Here is a 17,389-nt window from a genome sequence, read left to right as displayed (position 1 = left end):
GGCTCCCGCCCGTCTGTGCGGGTTGCGGGAGCCGGGGAAAACCGCGGGCGCTCAGGCCGGCGTGGGCTCGAAATCGACCAGCTCCATGCCGTCGCCCACCTGGTCGCCCACCGCGAAGTGGAAGCCCTTGACGGTGCCGGCGGCCGGCGCGGTGATGGTGTGCTCCATCTTCATGGCCTCGAGGATCAAGAGCGGCGCGCCCTTCTCAACCGTGGCGCCGGCCTCGGCGATCAGCGCGATCACCTTGCCGGGCATCGGGGCGAGCAGCCCGCCCTCGGCGCCGCCGCCCTCGCCCGCGTGGTGCAGCGGGTCGACCGCGGCAAACTGCCAGGCCCGGCCGTGGCCGAAAACGTGCCGGCGCTCGCCGGCGACCACCACCGTGGCAGTGGTGCGCAGGCCGTCGAACTCGGCGCGCAACAGGCCGCGGGGGTTGAGGCTGCCGCTGACGAGGCTGGTGACGCCGTCGAGCCCGATCGCGAAGGCGTTGCCGCGGCTCTCCACCGATAGCAGCTTCTGCTCGTCGCCGAGGCGGAAGATCAGGCTGCGGCGGGCGTCGGTGTTGAGGCGCCAGCCGTCGCGCTGGTGCCACGGCGAGGCGGGCTCGGGGTGGCGGGCGGCCTGCTGGGCGGCCCGTTCGCGCTCGCGCAGGAGCTCGGCCAGGGCCACCGCCAGCCAGGCCTCGCGGCTGGCGCCAGCCTGCTCGGGGAAGAGGTAGTCCTTTTCGCGCTCGATGAGGCCGGTGTCGAGGTCGGCGTTGGCGAAGGCCGGGCAGGCGGTGAGCCGTGACAGGAACTCGACGTTGTTGGCCACGCCGACCACCCGGTAGTCGGCCAGCGCCTGCAGCATGCGCGCCAGGGCCCGGTCGCGGTTGACGTCCCAGACGATGAGCTTGGCGATCATCGGGTCGTAGAAGGGGCTGATCTCGTCACCCTCCTCCACGCCGGTGTCGACGCGCACGTGCCTGTTCTCGTCGGGCGGTGCCAGGTGCAGCAGGCGGCCGGTGGAGGGCAGGAAGCCCTTGGCCGGGTCTTCGGCGTAGATCCGCGCCTCGAGGGCGTGGCCGTTGATGGCGAGCTGCTCCTGGGCCATCGGCAGCGGCTCGCCGGAGGCCACGCGGAGCTGCCACTCGACCAGGTCGAGCCCGGTGATCATCTCGGTGACCGGGTGCTCCACCTGCAGGCGGGTGTTCATCTCCATGAAGTAGAAGGTACCGTCCTGGTTGGCGATGAACTCGACGGTGCCGGCGCCCACGTAGCCCACCGCACGGGCGGCGTCGACGGCGGCCTGGCCCATCGCGGCGCGGCGCTCGGGGGTCATGCCGGGGGCCGGCGCTTCTTCGAGCACCTTCTGGTGGCGGCGCTGCACCGAGCAGTCGCGCTCGAACAGATACACGTAGTTGCCGTGGGTGTCGCCAAACACCTGGATCTCGATGTGGCGCGGGCGGGTGAGGTATTTCTCGACCAGCACGTGGTCGGAACCGAAGCTGGCCGCCGCCTCGCGCTTGCACGAGGCCAGCGCGTCGAGGAAGTCGGCGCTTTTTTCGACCAGCCGCATGCCCTTGCCGCCGCCGCCCGCCGCGGCCTTGATGAGCACCGGGTAGCCGATGGCGTCGGCCTGCACGTTGAGGAAGCCGGGCTCCTGGTGGTCGCCGTGGTAGCCGGGGGTGAGCGGCACCTGGGCTTTTTCCATCAGCTTCTTGGCCTCGGACTTGGAGCCCATCGCGCGGATCGCCGACACCGGCGGGCCGATGAAGACGATGCCCGCCGCCTCGCAGGCTTCGCAGAAATCCTCGTTCTCCGAGAGAAAACCGTAGCCCGGGTGGATCGCCTGGGCGCCGGTCTGCTGCGCGGCGGCGATGATGCGCTCGATGACGAGGTAGCTCTCGCGGGCCGCCGCCGGGCCGATATGCACCGCCTCGTCGGCCAGGCGCACGTGGCGCGCGCCGGCGTCGGCATCGGAATACACGGCCACGGTCTTGATGCCGAGGCGGCGGGCGGTCTTGATGACGCGGCACGCGATCTCGCCGCGGTTGGCGATCAGGATCTTGTTGAACATCGGGTCTCCTCCGGTTGCATTGTTTTTTTGTCAGGTGCCTGCCAGCGGCCGTGGCGGCCGGCGGAACACCCGTTTGATGAATTTCCACAGCGCCACGATCAGCAGCAGCGCCAGGATGAAGAACACCGCCAGCCCGGCCAGGAACAGCAGCGGCTGATGGACCAGCGCCCACATGCCGCCGGCGAAGAGCACATCCTCACCCAGCGAGGTGGCGACGTTGCTGACCGGCTCGGGCGAGGTGTTGATCGCCGCCCGGGCGCCGGCCTTGGCCAGATGGGTGCCGGCCGCCAGCGTGCCGCCGACGAGGCCCATCGCCACCTGCAACGCGCCGCCCTGGTCGCCCATCACCGCGGCGGCCAGCGCCGCGCCGGCCGGGATGCGGATGAAGGTGTGCACCGCGTCCCAGGCCGAATCGAGCCAGGGCAGCTTGTCGGCGAAGAACTCGACGAGCAGCAGCAGCCCGGAGATCCCCAGCACCAGCGGATGGGCCAGCACGCCGAGGCCGCCGGGCAGCTGCACGCCGGCAAAACGGGCCAGCGCCCCGAGCACGAAGACCAGGGCGTACAGGCGCAGCCCGCTGGCCCAGCCCAGCCCGGCCGCGAGGGCCGCCAGCGAGGCGAGGTCGACCGGCACGCCGCGCCAGTCGAGGAGCGGCTTGACGCCCTCGGCGACGGCGGCGAGCTCCTGCAGCGCGATGTCCATGCCCGCCCTCAGCCCCCGGCCACCCAGCTCGCCGGGCGCTTGTCGAGGAAGGCGCCGAGGCCTTCCCGGGCCTCCGGCGTGGCGCGCAGCGTGGCGATGCGGCAGGCGGTGTCCTCGACCAGGGCGTCGCTTACCGGCTGGTCGGCCACCGCGCGGATCAGCGCCTTGGCGGCCCCTTGCGAGCGCGGCCCGCCCTGCAGCAGGGCGGTGACGATCTCGGCCACCTTGGCGTCGAGGGCGTCGGTGGCGACCACCTCGTGGGCCAGGCCGAGTTCGCGGGCCCGCGCTGCGGAGATCCGCTCGGCGGTCTGGAAGTAGCGGCCGGCCTGGCGGGCGCCGATGGCGCGGATGACGTAGGGGCTGATCGCCGACGGGATGATCCCGAAGCGCACCTCGGAGGTGGCGAACACCGCGCCCTCGCCGGCGACGCAGATGTCGCAGGCAGACGCCAGCCCCATGCCGCCGCCCAGCGCCGCGCCATGCACGCGGGCGATGGTGGGCTTGTTCATCTCGGCCAGGCTGCGCAGCATGCCGGCAAGCTTGCGGGCGTCGGCGAGGTTGGCCTCCACCGAGGCATCAGCGGCGCGGCGCATCCAGTTGAGGTCGGCGCCGGCCGAGAAGCTCTTGCCCCGCCCGGCGAGCACCACCACACGCACCGCGTCGTCGGCGTCGAGGGCCTGGCAGGCGGCGGTGAGTTCGGCGATGAGCTGCTCGTTGAAGGCGTTGTGCACGTCCGGGCGGTTCATCCAGATCGTGGTTACGCCGCCGTCGCGGAGTATTTCAAGGGTTTCGTACATGTTTTCTCCGTCAGGAGTGAGGAGTAAGGGGTGAGGAGATCGGGCGGACGGAGTGGGTGCGCTCGCGATCGGCAGCGCAAACGACCAAAACAAGGCCTCCTCACGCCTCCCTCCTTACTCCTCACCGCCTATCACATTCGGAACAGGCCGAACTTGGTCGGCAGGATCGGCGCGTTGAGGCTGGCCGACAGGGACAGGCCCAGCACGCGGCGGGTCTGGGCCGGGTCGACCACGCCGTCGTCCCACAGCCGGGCGGTGGCGTAGTAGGGGTGGCCCTGGTCTTCGTACTGCTGACGGATCGGGGCCTTGAAGGCTTCCTCATCTTCCGGGCTCCAGCTGCCGCCCTTGGTCTCGATGCCGTCACGGCGCACGGTGGCGAGCACGCTGGCGGCCTGCTCGCCCCCCATCACCGAGATGCGGCTGTTGGGCCACATCCACAGGAAGCGCGGCGAATACGCCCGCCCGCACATGCCGTAGTTGCCGGCGCCGAAGCTGCCGCCGATCAGCACCGTGAGCTTGGGCACCTGGGCGGTGGCGACGGCGGTGACCATCTTGGCGCCGTCCTTGGCGATGCCGCCGTTCTCGTATTTGCGGCCGACCATGAAGCCGGTGATGTTCTGCAGGAAGACCAGCGGGATGCCGCGCTGGGCGCACAGCTCGATGAAGTGGGCGCCCTTCTGGGCCGACTCGCCAAACAAAATGCCGTTGTTGGCGACGATGCCCACCGGCATGCCATAGAGCCGCGCAAAACCGGTGACCAGCGTGGTGCCGTAGCGGGCCTTGAACTCGTCGAAGCGCGAGCCGTCGACGACGCGGGCGATCACCTCGCGCACGTCGTAGGGCTTGCGGGTGTCGGTGGGGATCACGCCGTAGAGCTCGGCCGGGTCGTAGAGCGGCTCTTCGGCCGAAGCCAGATCGAGGCCGACCGGCTTGACGCGGTTGAGGTTGCCGACGATGCGCCGGGCAATGTGCAGCGCGTGGGTGTCGTTCTCGGCCAGGTGGTCGGCAACGCCCGAGACGCGGGTGTGCACATCGCCGCCGCCCAGGTCTTCGGCGCTCACCACCTCGCCGGTGGCGGCCTTCACGAGCGGCGGGCCACCCAGGAAGATGGTGCCCTGGTTACGCACGATGATCGTCTCGTCGCTCATCGCCGGCACATAGGCGCCGCCGGCAGTGCATGAGCCCATCACCACCGCGATCTGCGGGATGCCCTCGGCCGACATGTTGGCCTGGTTGAAGAAGATCCGCCCGAAGTGGTCGCGGTCGGGGAAGACCTCGTCCTGCTTCGGCAGAAACGCCCCGCCGGAATCCACCAGATAGATGCACGGCAGCTTGTTCTGCTGGGCGATCTCCTGGGCGCGCAGGTGCTTCTTGACCGTCATCGGGTAGTAGGTGCCGCCCTTCACGGTGGCATCGTTGGCGACGATCATGCACTCCACGCCGCTCACCCGGCCGATGCCGGTGATGACGCCCGCCGACGGCGCCTCGTTGTCGTACATGCCCAGCGCGGCGAGCTGGCCGACCTCGAGGAAGGCGGTGCCGGGGTCGAGCAGGTGGTCGACCCGGTCGCGGGGCAGCAGCTTGCCGCGGGCGGTGTGCTTGGCCCGCGCCGCCTCGCCACCGCCGAGGGACACCCGGGCGGCCTGCTCGCGCAGGTCGGCCACGGTTTTGCCCAGTGCGGCGGCGTTGGCCTGAAACTCGGCCGACCGGGGGTTGATGCTGGATTTGATGATGCTCATGGGTCTCCTCTCGCTCCGACTTTTTTATTGGTGTGCTTGTACTAAAGCTGCTTCTCGTCGCGGATGCGCTTGCCGACAGCCGGCGGGTGGTAAGCCCCCATCGTCCGCAGCAACGCCTGCGCGTTGTCTTCCACCAGCAACAGGCCGCGGTTCTCGGCCTTCATGAAGCCTTCGGCGACGCCGCGCTCCATCATCTGGACCAGCGGCTGGTAATAGGCGTCCACATTGAGCAGGCCGACCGGCTTGCTGTGGAAGCCGAGCTGGGCCCAGGTGAGGATTTCGAAGAGCTCCTCGAAGGTACCCAGCCCGCCCGGCAGGGCCATGAAACCGTCGGCCAGCTCGGCCATGCGGGCCTTGCGGGTGTGCATCGAATCGACCACCTCGAGGCGGGTCAGGCCCTCGTGGCCGACCTCCCATTCGAGCAGCGCACGGGGGATCACCCCCACCACCCGGCCACCGGCAGCCAGGCAGGCGTCGGCGACGATGCCCATCAGGCCGACGTTGCCGCCGCCATACACCAGCTCGATGCCCCGCTCGGCCAGCAGCGCGCCGACGGCCTCGGCCGCCGCCCGATAGGCCGGGCGCACGCCGGGGCGCGAGCCGCAGAACACGCAGATGCGTTTCATGGCTGTCTCCGGGTCAGAACGGGCCGGTTTCAAGCCAGCGCTCGAGCTGGGCCAGCCGGTCGGGGCCCCAGAAGCCCTCGCCCTCGACGATGAAGAAGGGCGAGCCGAACACGCCGCGGGCCTCGGCCAGGTCGATCTCGGCCTTCAGGCGGGCCTTGGTGGCGAGATCGGAGAAGGCGTTCGAGACCTCCTCGCGGTCGAGCCCGAGGGTGGCGGCGATCTCGAGCAGCACGGCCACCTCGGCAATATTGCGGCCCTCGACGAAATAGGCGCGGAACACCCCGTGGGCGAAGGCACGGGCCTCGTCCGGGTTGCGGTCGCTGAGCCACTGGAAGACACGGGCGGCGTGCTCGGTGTGCACCGGGTAGGGCGTGGGCGTTTTATAGGGGATGCCGAGGAAGGCGGCGGAGCGTTCGCAGTCACGCCGGGCGTACTCGGTGCGCAGCAGCGCCAGCGGGATCTTGACGCCGCCCTGGGGCTGGAACTGGGCGTCGAGCACGATGGCGTGCCACATCACGGCACGGCCGTGGCGGGCCGCCAGGGCCTCGATCTGCTCGGAGGCGAGATAGCCGTAGGGCGAGGAAAAGTCGAAGTAGAAGTCGATCGGTGCGGACATGGTGTCTCCGGGTTGAAGAGGGCTCGACAGGCGAGGTGACTATTATCCACGCCCGACCGGGCTCTCAAGGAAACGCAGGAGCGCTCAAAACCCGCCCTCGGCCAGCCAGCGCTCGACCTGCGGCAGCCGGTCGGCGCCCCAGAAGGCTTCGCCGTCGACAATGATGAAGGGCGACCCGAACACCCCGCGGGCCAGCCCCAGGTCCACCTCGGCGGCGAGACGCGCCTTGATCTCGGTGCCGGCGAGCACCGCCGACAGCACGTCCCGGTCGATGCCTACACCGGCGGCGATATCGAGCACCGCGCCCAGATCGGAGATATTCACGTCGTCCACAAAGTACGCCCGGTAGGCCGCCAGCCCGAAGGCCCGCGCCTTTTCGGGGCTGCGGTCGTTGAGCCACAGGAAGGCCCGCGCGGCGTGCTGGGTGGGGATCGGGAAGGTGCTCGGCTGCCGGTAGGGCAGCCCGAAGAAGCGCGCCGAGCGCTCGATGTCGTGCATCGAATAGGCGCCCTTCAGCGGAATTCCGGGCAGAGGGCCGAGCCCGGTCACCTTGAAGGTGGCCCCCAGCAGGAAGGGGTGCCAATGCACCGTGCGCCCATGGCGGGCGGCCAGGGCGTCGATCTTCTCGGCGGCGAAATAGCCGTAGGGCGACGAGAAGTCGAAGTAGAAATCGACGGGTGCGGCGGGTTTCTTCGGGGCATCGGTCATCGGTGTTTCCTCAGTTCTGGAGGCCCTTCGGCCACTGGATCAGCTGGGTGCAGCGGAACAGGGCGAGGCGGCTGCCGCTGCCGCCGCTGCTCACTTCGGCGTCCCACACCTGGGTGTGGCGGCCGCCATGCAAGGCGGTGGCTTCGCACAGCAGCACGCCCTCGGCCTGGGTGCCGAAAAAATTGGTCTTGAGCTCGATGGTGGCGAAGCTCGCCGCCCCATCGGGCAGGTGGGCCCGGGTGGCGTAAGCGGCGGCGGTGTCGGCCAGGGCGATGATCGCCGCGGCGTGCAGGCTGCCGTCGGGCGCCAGCATCTCCGGGCGAATCAACATGCGCGCCGACAGCCGCCCGGGGGCGAGGCCGACCGCCTCGACGCCGAACCAGCCCGGCAAGTGGCCGACGCCGCGGGCGTTGAGGCTCTCGAGCGTGGTGCCATCGCGGATCGTCAGGGCGGGCATCGGGCCTCCTCAGCTCTCGAGGGCGTCGAGGGCTTCGAAATAGCGCGGCATCATGTCTTCGCGCCGGCTCACGTTGATGCCCAGGTCGCGGATCAGGCCGTCCTTGAGGCCGTACACCCAGCCGTGCACGGTGAGCCGCTGGCCGCGCTTCCAGGCATCCTGGACGACGATGGTCTGGCACACGTTGACGACCTGCTCGATGGTGTTGAGCTCGCACAGGCGGTCGTGGCGCATGTCGGGCGGCAGCAGGTCGACCCGGCCGACGTGCTTCACGTGCACGTCCTGGACGTGGCGCAGCCAGAGATCCACCAGCCCGACCCGATCGCGCCGCATGGCCGCATTGACGCCGCCGCAGCCGTAGTGGCCGACCACCATGATGTGCTTCACCTTGAGCACATCCACCGCGTACTGGATCACCGACAGGCAGTTGAGGTCGGTGTGCACCACCACGTTGGCGACGTTGCGATGCACGAAGACCTCGCCCGGCAGAAGGCCGATGATCTCGTTGGCCGGCACGCGGGAGTCGGAGCAGCCGATCCACAGGTACTCGGGCGTCTGCAGGTGCGACAGCTTCTCGAAGAAGGTCGGGTCGACCTGGCGCATCCGCCGCGCCCAGGCCAGGTTGTAGTCGAAGAGGTGAAAGAGGTTCTCGTTCTTGACCTCGGACTCGGACCAGTTCTCGAGGTCGAGGGCGAGGAACAGCGTGCCCTCGACGGGGGTCGGGTAATAGGCCGGCGCCTCCTTGAAGCCGAGCTCGCGGTACAGCTTGACGGCGATGCGCATGGCCGGCAGGGTGTCCATCATCACCTTGCGGTAGCCGAGGGCCTTGGCGGCCTTGATGGCGGCCAAAGCCAGCTGGCGCCCGATGCCGTTGCCGCGCATTTCCGGCTCGACATACAGCCGCTTCATCTCGCAGACGCCGTCGGAGGACGGGCGGATGCCGACGCAGCCCGCCGGCCGGCCCTCGAACTCGGCAAAGAACAGCCGCCCCGCCGGCGCCGCGTAGGCACCGGGCAGCGAGGCCATCTCGTCGCCGAAATTCTGGTAGTCCAGATCCACGCCCAGCCAGGCCGCGTAATTGCGGAAGAACTGCCGGACTTGTTCGAGCTCGACGTGATCGTCGGCCCCAAGAATGCGAAGCTTTACAGGCATCGGTCACCCATCCATCGAAACGAAACAGCCTGACACGATACCCCTCTCGGGAGTCCGTTTCACGCACAGCACCCGCCGCCCGACCGGCGGGCACGCGGCGGCAGAAGCCGGCGGCGCGCCGACTTATGCCATCGCGGACCTGCCGGCAGCGGCGCGGCCCGGGGCCTGGCTCAGGCCGTCTCGCCGAAGAGCTCGCGGCCGATCAGCATGCGGCGGATCTCGCTGGTGCCGGCGCCGATCTCGTAGAGCTTGGCGTCGCGCCACAGGCGGCCGGTGGCGTAGTCGTTGGTGTAGCCGACGCCGCCGAGGGTCTGGATCGCCTCGCCGGCCATCCAGGTGGCTTTTTCGGCGGAATACAGGATCGCGCCGGCGGCGTCCTTGCGCAGCGTGCGGGCGTGGTCGGTGCGGTCGCAGGCCTGGCCGACCGCATACACATAGGCGCGGGTCGCCATCCAGGTGCTGTACATGTCGGCAAGCTTGCCCTGCATCAGCTGGAACTCGCCGATGCTCTGGCCGAACTGCTTGCGCTCGTGGAGGTAGGGCACCACGATGTCCATGCACGCCGCCATGATGCCCAGCGGGCCGCCGCACAGCACCGCGCGCTCGTAGTCGAGGCCGCTCATCAGCACCTTGGTGCCGTTGCCGACGCCGCCCAGCACGTTCTCTTCGGGGACTTCGCAGTCGTCGAAGAACAGCGGGTAGGTGTTGGAGCCGCGCATCCCCAGCTTGTCGAGGTGGCTGCCGTGGCTGAAGCCCTTGAAGCCCTTCTCGACGATGAAGGCGGTCATGCCCTTCGCGCCGACGTCCGGGTCGGTCTTGGCGTACACCACCAGGGTGTCGGCGTCGCCGCCGTTGGTGATCCACATCTTGGCGCCGTTAAGCACGTAGCGGTCGCCCTTTTTATCGGCGCGCAGCTTCATGCTGACCACGTCGGAGCCGGCGTTGGGCTCGCTCATCGCCAGCGCGCCGATGTGCTCGCCGGAGATCAGCTTGGGCAGGTATTTCTGCTTCTGGGCCTCGCTGCCGTTGCGGCGGATCTGGTTGATGCACAGGTTGGAGTGGGCGCCGTAGGAGAGGCCTACCGACGCCGAGGCGCGGGAGACCTCCTCGAGGGCGATGATATGGGCCAGGTAGCCCATGTTGGTGCCGCCGTACTCCTCGGGGGCGGTCATGCCGTGCAGGCCGAGGTCGCCGAGCTTCTTCCAGAGGTCGGCCGGGAACAGGTTGTCCCGGTCGACGTCGGCGGCGCGCGGCGCGATCTCGTTGGCAGCAAAGGCCTGCACGGTGTCGCGCAGGGCCTCGATGGTTTCGCCCAGGTGGAAGTCAAGGCTGGGAATGTGCATGGGTGGGTCTCCTCTCGTGCGTCTGTTTTTATGGGACTGCTCCGCCGACTACTTTACCCCCGGATAAAGAACGCATGGCAACCGCGTTTTTTCTTTATCCGTTAGCGGCTTGCCGAACACACCGCTTGGCTTGCCGACGCCGTTTTGTTACGTTTACGTAAACGTAAACCAACCAGCAAAAAAATCAAGGGTTCTCGTTGAGCCTCACGCGGGCGACGAGCTCGGCGCGGGCCTCGGCGGCACCGGCGGGGTTCTCGGCCAGCAAGGCAAGGCATTGGCGCTCGAGCATGCCGATCTCGTCGAGCACCGCGACGATGTCCTCGCGCTGCTGCTCGAGGGCGCGGCGCCGCTCGTCGAGCACATCAACAAAGCGCCGCAGCTGCGGCACCGAGTTGCGGACGCCGTCGTACATGCCGATCAGCTCGCCGATCTCGGCCAGCGACAGGCCGAGGCGCTTGCCGCGCAGGATCAGGCGCAGGCTGGTGCGGTCACGTTTGGAGTAGATGCGCTTGCTGCCGGCGCGCTCCGGCGACAGGAGGCCTTCACCCTCGTAGAAACGGATCGCCCGCGGGGTAATCCCGAACTCGCGGGCGAGATCGCTGATGGTGTAGGTTTGCTGCTGGCTCATGGATCGGATCAGACCGGGCAGATGCCCGGCGGCGGTCGACAGGCGGGCCAGTTAATCAGATTTCGCAGGCGCGGGCAACGCGCCGCCGATGCACAACAATAAACAGGAGAACAGATGACCCCCGAACTCGAGTACCCCTTCCCCACCCTGCCCGCCCCCGGCGAGACCATCGAGGTCGCCCCCGGCGTGCACTGGATCCGGATGACCCTGCCCTTCGCCCTCAACCACATCAACCTGTGGCTGCTCGACGACGGCGAGGGCGTGGCGATCGTCGACACCGGCTACGACATCGACAGCACCCGCGAGGCCTGGGACGCCATCCTCGGCCGCCTCGGCAGGCCGGTGACGCGGATCATCGTCACCCACTACCACCCCGACCACCTGGGGCTGGCCCAGTGGCTGGCCGAACGCACCGGCGCCCAGGTGAGCATGAGCCTGGGCGAGTTCCTGGCCGGCCACACCGTCTGGAACGCCCTGCCCGGCTACAACGAGACCGACATGGTGGCCCAGTTCCGCCGCAACGGCCTCGACGAGACGCGCTGCCAGGCCTTCGTCAGCCGCGGCAACGCCTACCGGCGCGGCGTGCCCTCGCTGCCCGCCAGCTACCGGCGCCTCTACGGCGGCGACAAGCTCGTCATCGGCGGGCGCGAATGGGAGGTGATCACCGGCTACGGCCACTCCCCCGAGCACAGCTCGCTGTATTGCGCCGAGGCCGGCGTGCTGATCTCCGGCGACATGCTGCTGCCGCGGATCTCCACCAACGTCAGCGTTTTCGCCGCCGCACCGGATGACGATCCCCTGGGCCGTTTCCTGGCCTCGATCCGCGGTTTCGAGCGCTTGCCTGAAGCATCTCTCGTGCTACCATCCCACGGTAATCCGTTCCGTAACATCGGCTTGCGCGTGGTGCAACTGATCGAGCATCACGATGCCCGCTGCGCGGAACTGCTTGCGGCCTGTGCCGAGCCACGCAGCGCCGGAGAGCTGCTCAGCACGCTCTTCCCGCGCCCGCTGGATACGCACCAGGTCATGTTCGCCATGGGAGAGGCGATCGCCCACCTGAACCATCTCGAACACAAGGGAGAGGTGCGCAAGGTCGAGGGGATCGATGGCATTGTCCGTTTCGTCAAGAGCAATTAACAAGGAGAGCCCACAATGGCTGCGCCCGAAAGAGAAGCTGCAAAATCCGAACTGCCGGATCCCAAAGAAGTCGCCAAGACCTACGCCGAAGTTGCACAACGGGCCTCCAAGCTGCTGTCTGATCACATCCAGAAGCAGGTCAAGAAGGGCATCAGCGCCCCCGCCGACGAGCTCGGCATCGCCCAGGCCTTCATGGACATGATGGGCAAGCTGCTGGCCAACCCCTACCGCCTCGCCCAGGCCCAGATGAACCTGGTCTGGGACTACTTCTCCCTGTGGCAGCATTCGATGATGCGCTTCTCGGGCATGACCCCGAGCGCACCGATCGCCGCCCCGGACAAGAGCGACAAGCGCTTCAAGGACGAAGAGTGGCAGGAACACTTCCTGTTCGACTTCATCAAGCAGTCCTACCTGATCACCGCCCGCCACATCCACGACACCGTGTCGTCGGTGGACGGCCTCGACGACCAGTCGCAAAAGAAGGTCAGCTTCTACACCCGTCAGTACATTGACGCGCTGTCGCCGTCCAACTTCGCGCTGACCAACCCGGAAGTCTTCCGCGAGACGGTCAAGAGCCACGGCCAGAACCTGATCAAGGGCCTCAACAACCTGCTGCGCGACGTCGAAGAAGGTGACGGCAACCTGCGCGTCAAGATGACCGACACCACCGCCTTCGAGCTGGGCAAGAACGTCGCCACCACGCCGGGCAAGGTCGTCTTCCAGACCGACATGATGCAGCTGCTGCAATACACGCCGAGCACCCCGGACGCCCTCAAGCGCCCGCTGCTGATCGTGCCGCCGTGGATCAACAAGTTCTACATCCTCGACCTGCGCGAGAAGAACTCCTACATCAAGTGGTGTGTCGATCAGGGCCACACCGTGTTCGTGATCTCCTGGGTCAACCCCGACGAGCGCCTCGCCGAAAAGAGCTTCGACTCCTATCTGCTCGAGGGCACCATGGCGGCCGTCGACGCCATCGTCGAACAGACCGGCGCCAAGGAGATCAACGCGGCCGGCTACTGCCTGGGCGGCACCCTGCTCGCCACCACGCTGGCCTACATGGCCGCCAAGAAGGACAAGCGGATCGCCTCCGGCACCTTCTTCACCACCATGACCGACTTCGCCGACCCGGGCGAACTCTCCGTCTTCATCGACGAAGGCCAGATCAACAGCCTCGAGAAGAAGATGTTCGAGCGCGGCTACCTCGAAGGCTCCGAGATGGCCGGCACCTTCAGCATGCTGCGCGCCAACGACCTGATCTGGTCCTTCGTGGTGAACAACTACCTGATGGGCAAGGATCCGTTCCCCTTCGACCTGCTGTTCTGGAACTCCGATTCCACCCGCATGCCGGCGAAGATGCACAGCTTCTACCTGCGCAACATGTACCTCAAGAACCTGCTCAAGGAGCCGGGTGGCATCGAGGTCGCAGGTGTGCCCATCGACCTCTCCAAGATCAAGGTCCCGACCTACTTCATCTCCGCCATCGAAGACCACATCGCCCCGTGGAAGAGCACCTACGCCGGTGCCCTCAACTTCGGCGGCAACGTGCGCTTCGTGCTGGGCGGCTCCGGCCACATCGCCGGCATCGTCAACCCGCCGGCGGCCAACAAGTACGGCTACTGGACCTACTCGGGCAGCAAACTGCCTGCCACCGCCGACGAGTTCTTCGCCGCCTCCGAGCAGCAGCCGGGCTCCTGGTGGACCGACTGGCAGGCCTGGCTGATGGCCCAGGACGACGCCAAGGTGCCGGCCCGCGACCCCGTCAAGGGCAACCTGAAGGTTCTCGAAGACGCCCCGGGCTCCTTCGTCAAGGCTCGCCTCGGCAGCACCGAAGCCGCGTAAGCAACACCTGCAGTAATCCGGAAGGGGGCTTCGGCCCCCTTCTTTTTTGTCCCGACCCGTCCGTCCGACGCCACCGTGGCCACCTACGCCCTCCCTACTCCGCTGCCCGCCGGGCTGCCCGTCGTCCTCGACACCAACGCCGTGCTGTCCCTGTGGATGTTCGAAGACCCTGCCCTCGCCCGCCTGCGGGCCGCCATCGAAGGGGGTGCCTTCACGCTGTTCACCCGCGACGACTGCCTCGGCGAACTCGCCCGCGTGCTGGCCTACAGCCAGTTCAAGCAGACGCCCGAACGCCAGGCCGAGATCGCCGCCGCCTACCGGGCCCGCTGCACCCTGGCCCCGACCTGCGAGACACCGGCCTGCGAACTGCCCGCCTGCCTCGACCGGGACGACCAGAAGTTTCTCGAGCTGGCCCGCGACAGCGGCGCCCGCGCCCTCGTCACCCGGGACAAGCTGGTGCTCAAGCTGGGCCGCCGGCCGGTAATCGCCGCGCGCTTCGCTATCCTCAGCCCCGAGCGCCTGCAATCGCTGCTGGCACCGCAGACCTGACGCCAAAAACACAATAGTTTGCGATTCATGCCACAGGCTTACTCCAACTCTGGCTAGACTGGGCCCAACCCATTCAGAGGAGCACCCGTCATGTCATCCGCACTGAATTTCGATCTGGGCAGCCTGGTCACCACCTATCTCATTCCGCTGGCCTGGCAGCTCGCCGGGGCGATCCTGCTGTGGGTCGTCGGCGGCTGGGTGATCAACCTCGTCGGCAACCTGTCGAACCGCGGCATGACCCGCCAGAAGGTCGAGCCGACCCTGATCCGCTACGTCGAGGCGACCCTGCGGGTCATCATGCGCATCGTGCTGGTGATCGTCATCCTGTCGGTGTTCGGCATCGAGACGACCAGCTTCGCCGCCCTGCTTGCCGCCGCCGGCATCGCCATCGGCGCCGCCTGGAGCGGCCTGCTCGCCAACTTCGCGGCGGGCGCCTTCCTGATCATCCTGCGCCCCTTCAAGGTGGGTGACTTCATCAGCGGCGGCGGCATCACCGGCACCGTCCGCGAGATCGGCCTGTTTGCCACCACCATCGACCAACCCGACAACGTGCGCACCACCATCGGCAACAACAAGCTGTTCGCCGACAACATCGTCAACTTCAGCGCCAACTCCGCCCGCCGGGTCGACCTCACCGCCCAGCTCGCCCACAGCGTCGATCCCCAGCAGGCCATGGCGCTGATCCGCACGCGCATCGCGCAGATCCCCAACGTGCTGCCCGACCCGGCACCCGACGTCGAGATCCTCGAGTTCAACGCCGCCGGCACCAAGCTGATCGTGCGCCCCTATTGCCACAACGACAACTATTGGCAAGTCTATTTCGACACCAACAAGGCCCTGGCCGAAGTGGGCGGCGCCAACAACTGGCCGATCCCGGCCCCGCACCAGGTGCTGCGTCAGCCCTCCTGAGCCCGCTTCGCTGCAGGCCGACGCCCACCCCTGCGGTGGGCGTTGTTCATTCCAGGCCGGCCAGCTTGCGGCGCAGCGCCGCAAGGTAACGCAAGCCGGCCGCCGCCCGGCTGCCGTACCAGGACGCCATCTCGCCATCCACCAGGCAGGCCGGCCGCCCCGCGGCGGCCTCCACCTCGGCGAGGTGCCGCTCGCGGAAGCGGTAAGGCTCGGACGACAACAGCACGCGATCCACCTCCGCCAGCCACGGCGCGTCCCACTCGAAGGCCGGGTAGCGCGGCTCCGCCCCCGGCGGCAAGGTGTCCCAGCCGACGGTGGCCAGGGTCGCCGAGATGTAGGTGCTGCGCGCCACCGTCATCCAGGGCTCGCGCCAGATCAGGTACAAGACCTTCTCGCGGGGCAGGCTGGCGCCGGCCTGGCGCGCCTCGTCGAGGGCCGCGCGCAGATCCGACGCCAGCGCGGCCGCCTCCGCCTGGCGCCCGAAGATCCCGCCCAGCAGGCGATAGACATCCAGGTTGTCTTCCGGGGAGCACGGGTGGGTGACGATCACGCGGGGCACGAAGCGGGCGATCTCCTCGGCGCACTCGCGGCGGTTCTCGTCGATGTTCACGATCACGTGGCTCGGCGCAAGCTCGCGCAGGCGGTCGAGGTTCACATCCTTGGTGCCGCCCACCTTGGGCACCCGACGCAGGACGTCCTTCGGGTGGATGCAGAAACCGGTGCGCCCGACGAGCTGGTCCACCAGGCCCAGATCACACACCAGCTCGGTCAGCGAGGGCACCAGCGACACGATGCGCGCCGGCCCGTTGTGGGCCGGGTGGGCCTGCCCGGCGGCGTCGGCCCAGGTTTCTTGCTCAGGTTTGATCGTCATCATGCAAGTATCGCAGGGGCTCGGCCCTAATGGGAACATGCGGCGGCAGGGCGACTCTCAGCCAAGGCAAGGCCAGCCGATCCACCACGGAGGAGATCATGAAGATAGGCGTCCCGAAGGAAACCAAGAACCATGAATACCGGGTCGGGCTCACCCCCGGCGCCGTGCGCGAGGTCGTTGCCCACGGGCACGGGGTGATCGTCGAGTCCGGCGCCGGGGCGGGGATAGGCGCCAGCGACGCCGACTACCAGCAGGCCGGCGCCGAGATGACCGACAGCTCGGAGGCCGTCTTCGACACCGCCGAGATGATCGTCAAGGTCAAGGAGCCGCTGCCCGAAGAGTGCGCCCGCCTCAAGCCCCACCACCTGCTGCTCACCTACCTGCACCTGGCCGCCAACCCGGCCCTGGCCGGCGAGCTCCTGGAGCGCAAGATCACCGCGATCGCCTACGAGACCGTCACTGCCCCTGGCGGCGGCCTGCCGCTGCTGGCGCCGATGTCCGAGGTGGCCGGCCGCATGAGCATCCAGGCCGGGGCCGCGGCCCTAGAGAAATCCCACGGCGGGCGCGGCGTGCTGCTCGGCGGCGTGCCGGGCGTCGAGCCCGGCCGGGTGCTGGTGCTGGGGGGCGGCACGGTGGGCAACAACGCGGCCCACACCGCGGTCGGCATTGGGGCCGACGTGACCGTGATCGATAAATCCCTGGCGGTGCTGCGGCACCTCGACGAGATCTACGGCGGCCGGGTGAAAACCCTCTACGCCACCCGCGACGACATCGAGCGCCTGCTGATGCAGGCCGACTTGGTGATCGGGGCGGTGCTGATCCCCGGCGCCACCGCCCCCAAGCTGGTCACCCGCGACATGCTGGCGCGGATGAAACCCGGCGCGGTGATCGTGGACGTCGCCATCGACCAGGGCGGCTGCTTCGAGACCTCCCGCCCCACCACCCACGCCGACCCCACCTTCGTGGTCGATGGGGTGGTGCATTACTGCGTGGCCAACATGCCCGGCGCGGTCGCCCGCACCGCCACCTACGCCCTCAACGCGGCGACCCTGCCTTACATCCTGACGCTGGCCGACAAGGGCTGGAAGGACGCCCTGAAGGACGACGCCGGGCTGCGGGCCGGCCTCAACGTGTGCAACGGCCAGGTGACGCACCCCCAGGTGGCCGCATCCCTAGGGCACAAATACCTGCCTGCGATCACCCAGCTCGCCTGACGCGGCGCTCAAGGAAACGCAGGGCCGCCCCAAGTTTCCTTGGA

General features: G+C 68.2%; 17 protein-coding genes. 5 read left to right on the top strand and 12 right to left on the bottom strand.

Annotation, left to right across the window (positions count from 1 at the left end):
* Nucleotides 1–51: 51 nt before the first annotated feature.
* From ZRA01_RS13330 to ZRA01_RS13280, 11 genes are all read right to left on the bottom strand, one after another.
* A complete protein-coding gene (locus ZRA01_RS13330; protein WP_141352991.1) occupies nt 52–2,055 on the bottom strand; it encodes an acetyl/propionyl/methylcrotonyl-CoA carboxylase subunit alpha in 2,004 nt (667 codons plus the stop codon).
* A 30-nt stretch (nt 2,056–2,085) separates the two neighbouring features.
* On the bottom strand, nt 2,086–2,757 hold the full coding sequence (locus ZRA01_RS13325) for a DUF4126 domain-containing protein (RefSeq protein ID WP_141352989.1): 672 nt from the start codon (nt 2,755–2,757) through the stop codon (nt 2,086–2,088).
* An 8-nt stretch (nt 2,758–2,765) separates the two neighbouring features.
* Complete coding sequence (locus ZRA01_RS13320) at nt 2,766–3,554, bottom strand: enoyl-CoA hydratase/isomerase family protein (RefSeq protein WP_141352987.1); 789 nt, start codon at nt 3,552–3,554, stop codon at nt 2,766–2,768.
* 131 nt (nt 3,555–3,685) lie between these two features.
* Entirely contained in the window at nt 3,686–5,293 is a 1,608-nt protein-coding gene (locus ZRA01_RS13315) for a carboxyl transferase domain-containing protein (RefSeq protein WP_141352985.1), read from the bottom strand.
* Between the two features lie 41 nt (nt 5,294–5,334).
* Complete coding sequence (locus tag ZRA01_RS13310) at nt 5,335–5,919, bottom strand: LOG family protein (RefSeq protein WP_141352983.1); 585 nt, start codon at nt 5,917–5,919, stop codon at nt 5,335–5,337.
* A 13-nt stretch (nt 5,920–5,932) separates the two neighbouring features.
* Nucleotides 5,933–6,535, bottom strand: a complete 603-nt coding sequence (locus tag ZRA01_RS13305) for a 2-hydroxychromene-2-carboxylate isomerase (protein WP_141352981.1) — start codon at nt 6,533–6,535, stop codon at nt 5,933–5,935.
* 84 nt (nt 6,536–6,619) lie between these two features.
* The gene (locus tag ZRA01_RS13300; RefSeq protein WP_141352979.1) at nt 6,620–7,243 is read right to left on the bottom strand and encodes a 2-hydroxychromene-2-carboxylate isomerase; all 624 of its coding nucleotides are present in this window, start codon (nt 7,241–7,243) and stop codon (nt 6,620–6,622) included.
* A gap of 10 nt (nt 7,244–7,253) precedes the next feature.
* Nucleotides 7,254–7,700: a PaaI family thioesterase gene (locus ZRA01_RS13295; RefSeq protein ID WP_141352977.1), complete on the bottom strand. Its 447-nt coding sequence runs from the start codon at nt 7,698–7,700 to the stop codon at nt 7,254–7,256.
* A 9-nt stretch (nt 7,701–7,709) separates the two neighbouring features.
* Complete coding sequence (can, locus tag ZRA01_RS13290) at nt 7,710–8,852, bottom strand: carbonate dehydratase (RefSeq protein WP_141352975.1); 1,143 nt, start codon at nt 8,850–8,852, stop codon at nt 7,710–7,712.
* Between the two features lie 170 nt (nt 8,853–9,022).
* The gene (locus tag ZRA01_RS13285; protein WP_141352973.1) at nt 9,023–10,195 is read right to left on the bottom strand and encodes an isovaleryl-CoA dehydrogenase; all 1,173 of its coding nucleotides are present in this window, start codon (nt 10,193–10,195) and stop codon (nt 9,023–9,025) included.
* Nucleotides 10,196–10,379: 184 nt separating this feature from the next.
* Nucleotides 10,380–10,823, bottom strand: a complete 444-nt coding sequence (locus ZRA01_RS13280; RefSeq protein ID WP_141352971.1) for a MerR family transcriptional regulator — start codon at nt 10,821–10,823, stop codon at nt 10,380–10,382.
* 114 nt (nt 10,824–10,937) lie between these two features.
* Between ZRA01_RS13280 and ZRA01_RS13275 the strand changes: the two genes are divergently transcribed.
* The 4 genes from ZRA01_RS13275 to ZRA01_RS13260 all read left to right on the top strand — a co-directional run bounded on the left by ZRA01_RS13275 (nt 10,938) and on the right by ZRA01_RS13260 (nt 15,260).
* Nucleotides 10,938–11,960, top strand: coding sequence for an MBL fold metallo-hydrolase (locus ZRA01_RS13275; protein ID WP_141352969.1), 1,023 nt, complete (start codon nt 10,938–10,940; stop codon nt 11,958–11,960).
* Nucleotides 11,961–11,975: 15 nt separating this feature from the next.
* Entirely contained in the window at nt 11,976–13,802 is a 1,827-nt protein-coding gene (locus tag ZRA01_RS13270; protein ID WP_141352967.1) for a PHA/PHB synthase family protein, read from the top strand.
* 75 nt (nt 13,803–13,877) lie between these two features.
* Entirely contained in the window at nt 13,878–14,351 is a 474-nt protein-coding gene (locus ZRA01_RS13265; protein WP_246093671.1) for a putative toxin-antitoxin system toxin component, PIN family, read from the top strand.
* 90 nt (nt 14,352–14,441) lie between these two features.
* A complete protein-coding gene (locus tag ZRA01_RS13260; RefSeq protein WP_141352965.1) occupies nt 14,442–15,260 on the top strand; it encodes a mechanosensitive ion channel family protein in 819 nt (272 codons plus the stop codon).
* Nucleotides 15,261–15,306: 46 nt separating this feature from the next.
* On the opposite strand, the gene ZRA01_RS13255 is transcribed toward ZRA01_RS13260, so the two are convergent.
* A complete protein-coding gene (locus ZRA01_RS13255; RefSeq protein WP_141352963.1) occupies nt 15,307–16,134 on the bottom strand; it encodes a helical backbone metal receptor in 828 nt (275 codons plus the stop codon).
* 95 nt (nt 16,135–16,229) lie between these two features.
* Between ZRA01_RS13255 and ald the strand changes: the two genes are divergently transcribed.
* Entirely contained in the window at nt 16,230–17,345 is a 1,116-nt protein-coding gene (ald, locus tag ZRA01_RS13250; protein ID WP_141352961.1) for an alanine dehydrogenase, read from the top strand.
* Nucleotides 17,346–17,389 lie beyond the last annotated feature (44 nt).

Origin of the sequence: Zoogloea ramigera, from assembly GCF_006539865.1 — a bacterium.
GTDB lineage: Bacteria > Pseudomonadota > Gammaproteobacteria > Burkholderiales > Rhodocyclaceae > Zoogloea > Zoogloea ramigera.
This window is presented reverse-complemented; position numbering and strand designations above follow the sequence as displayed.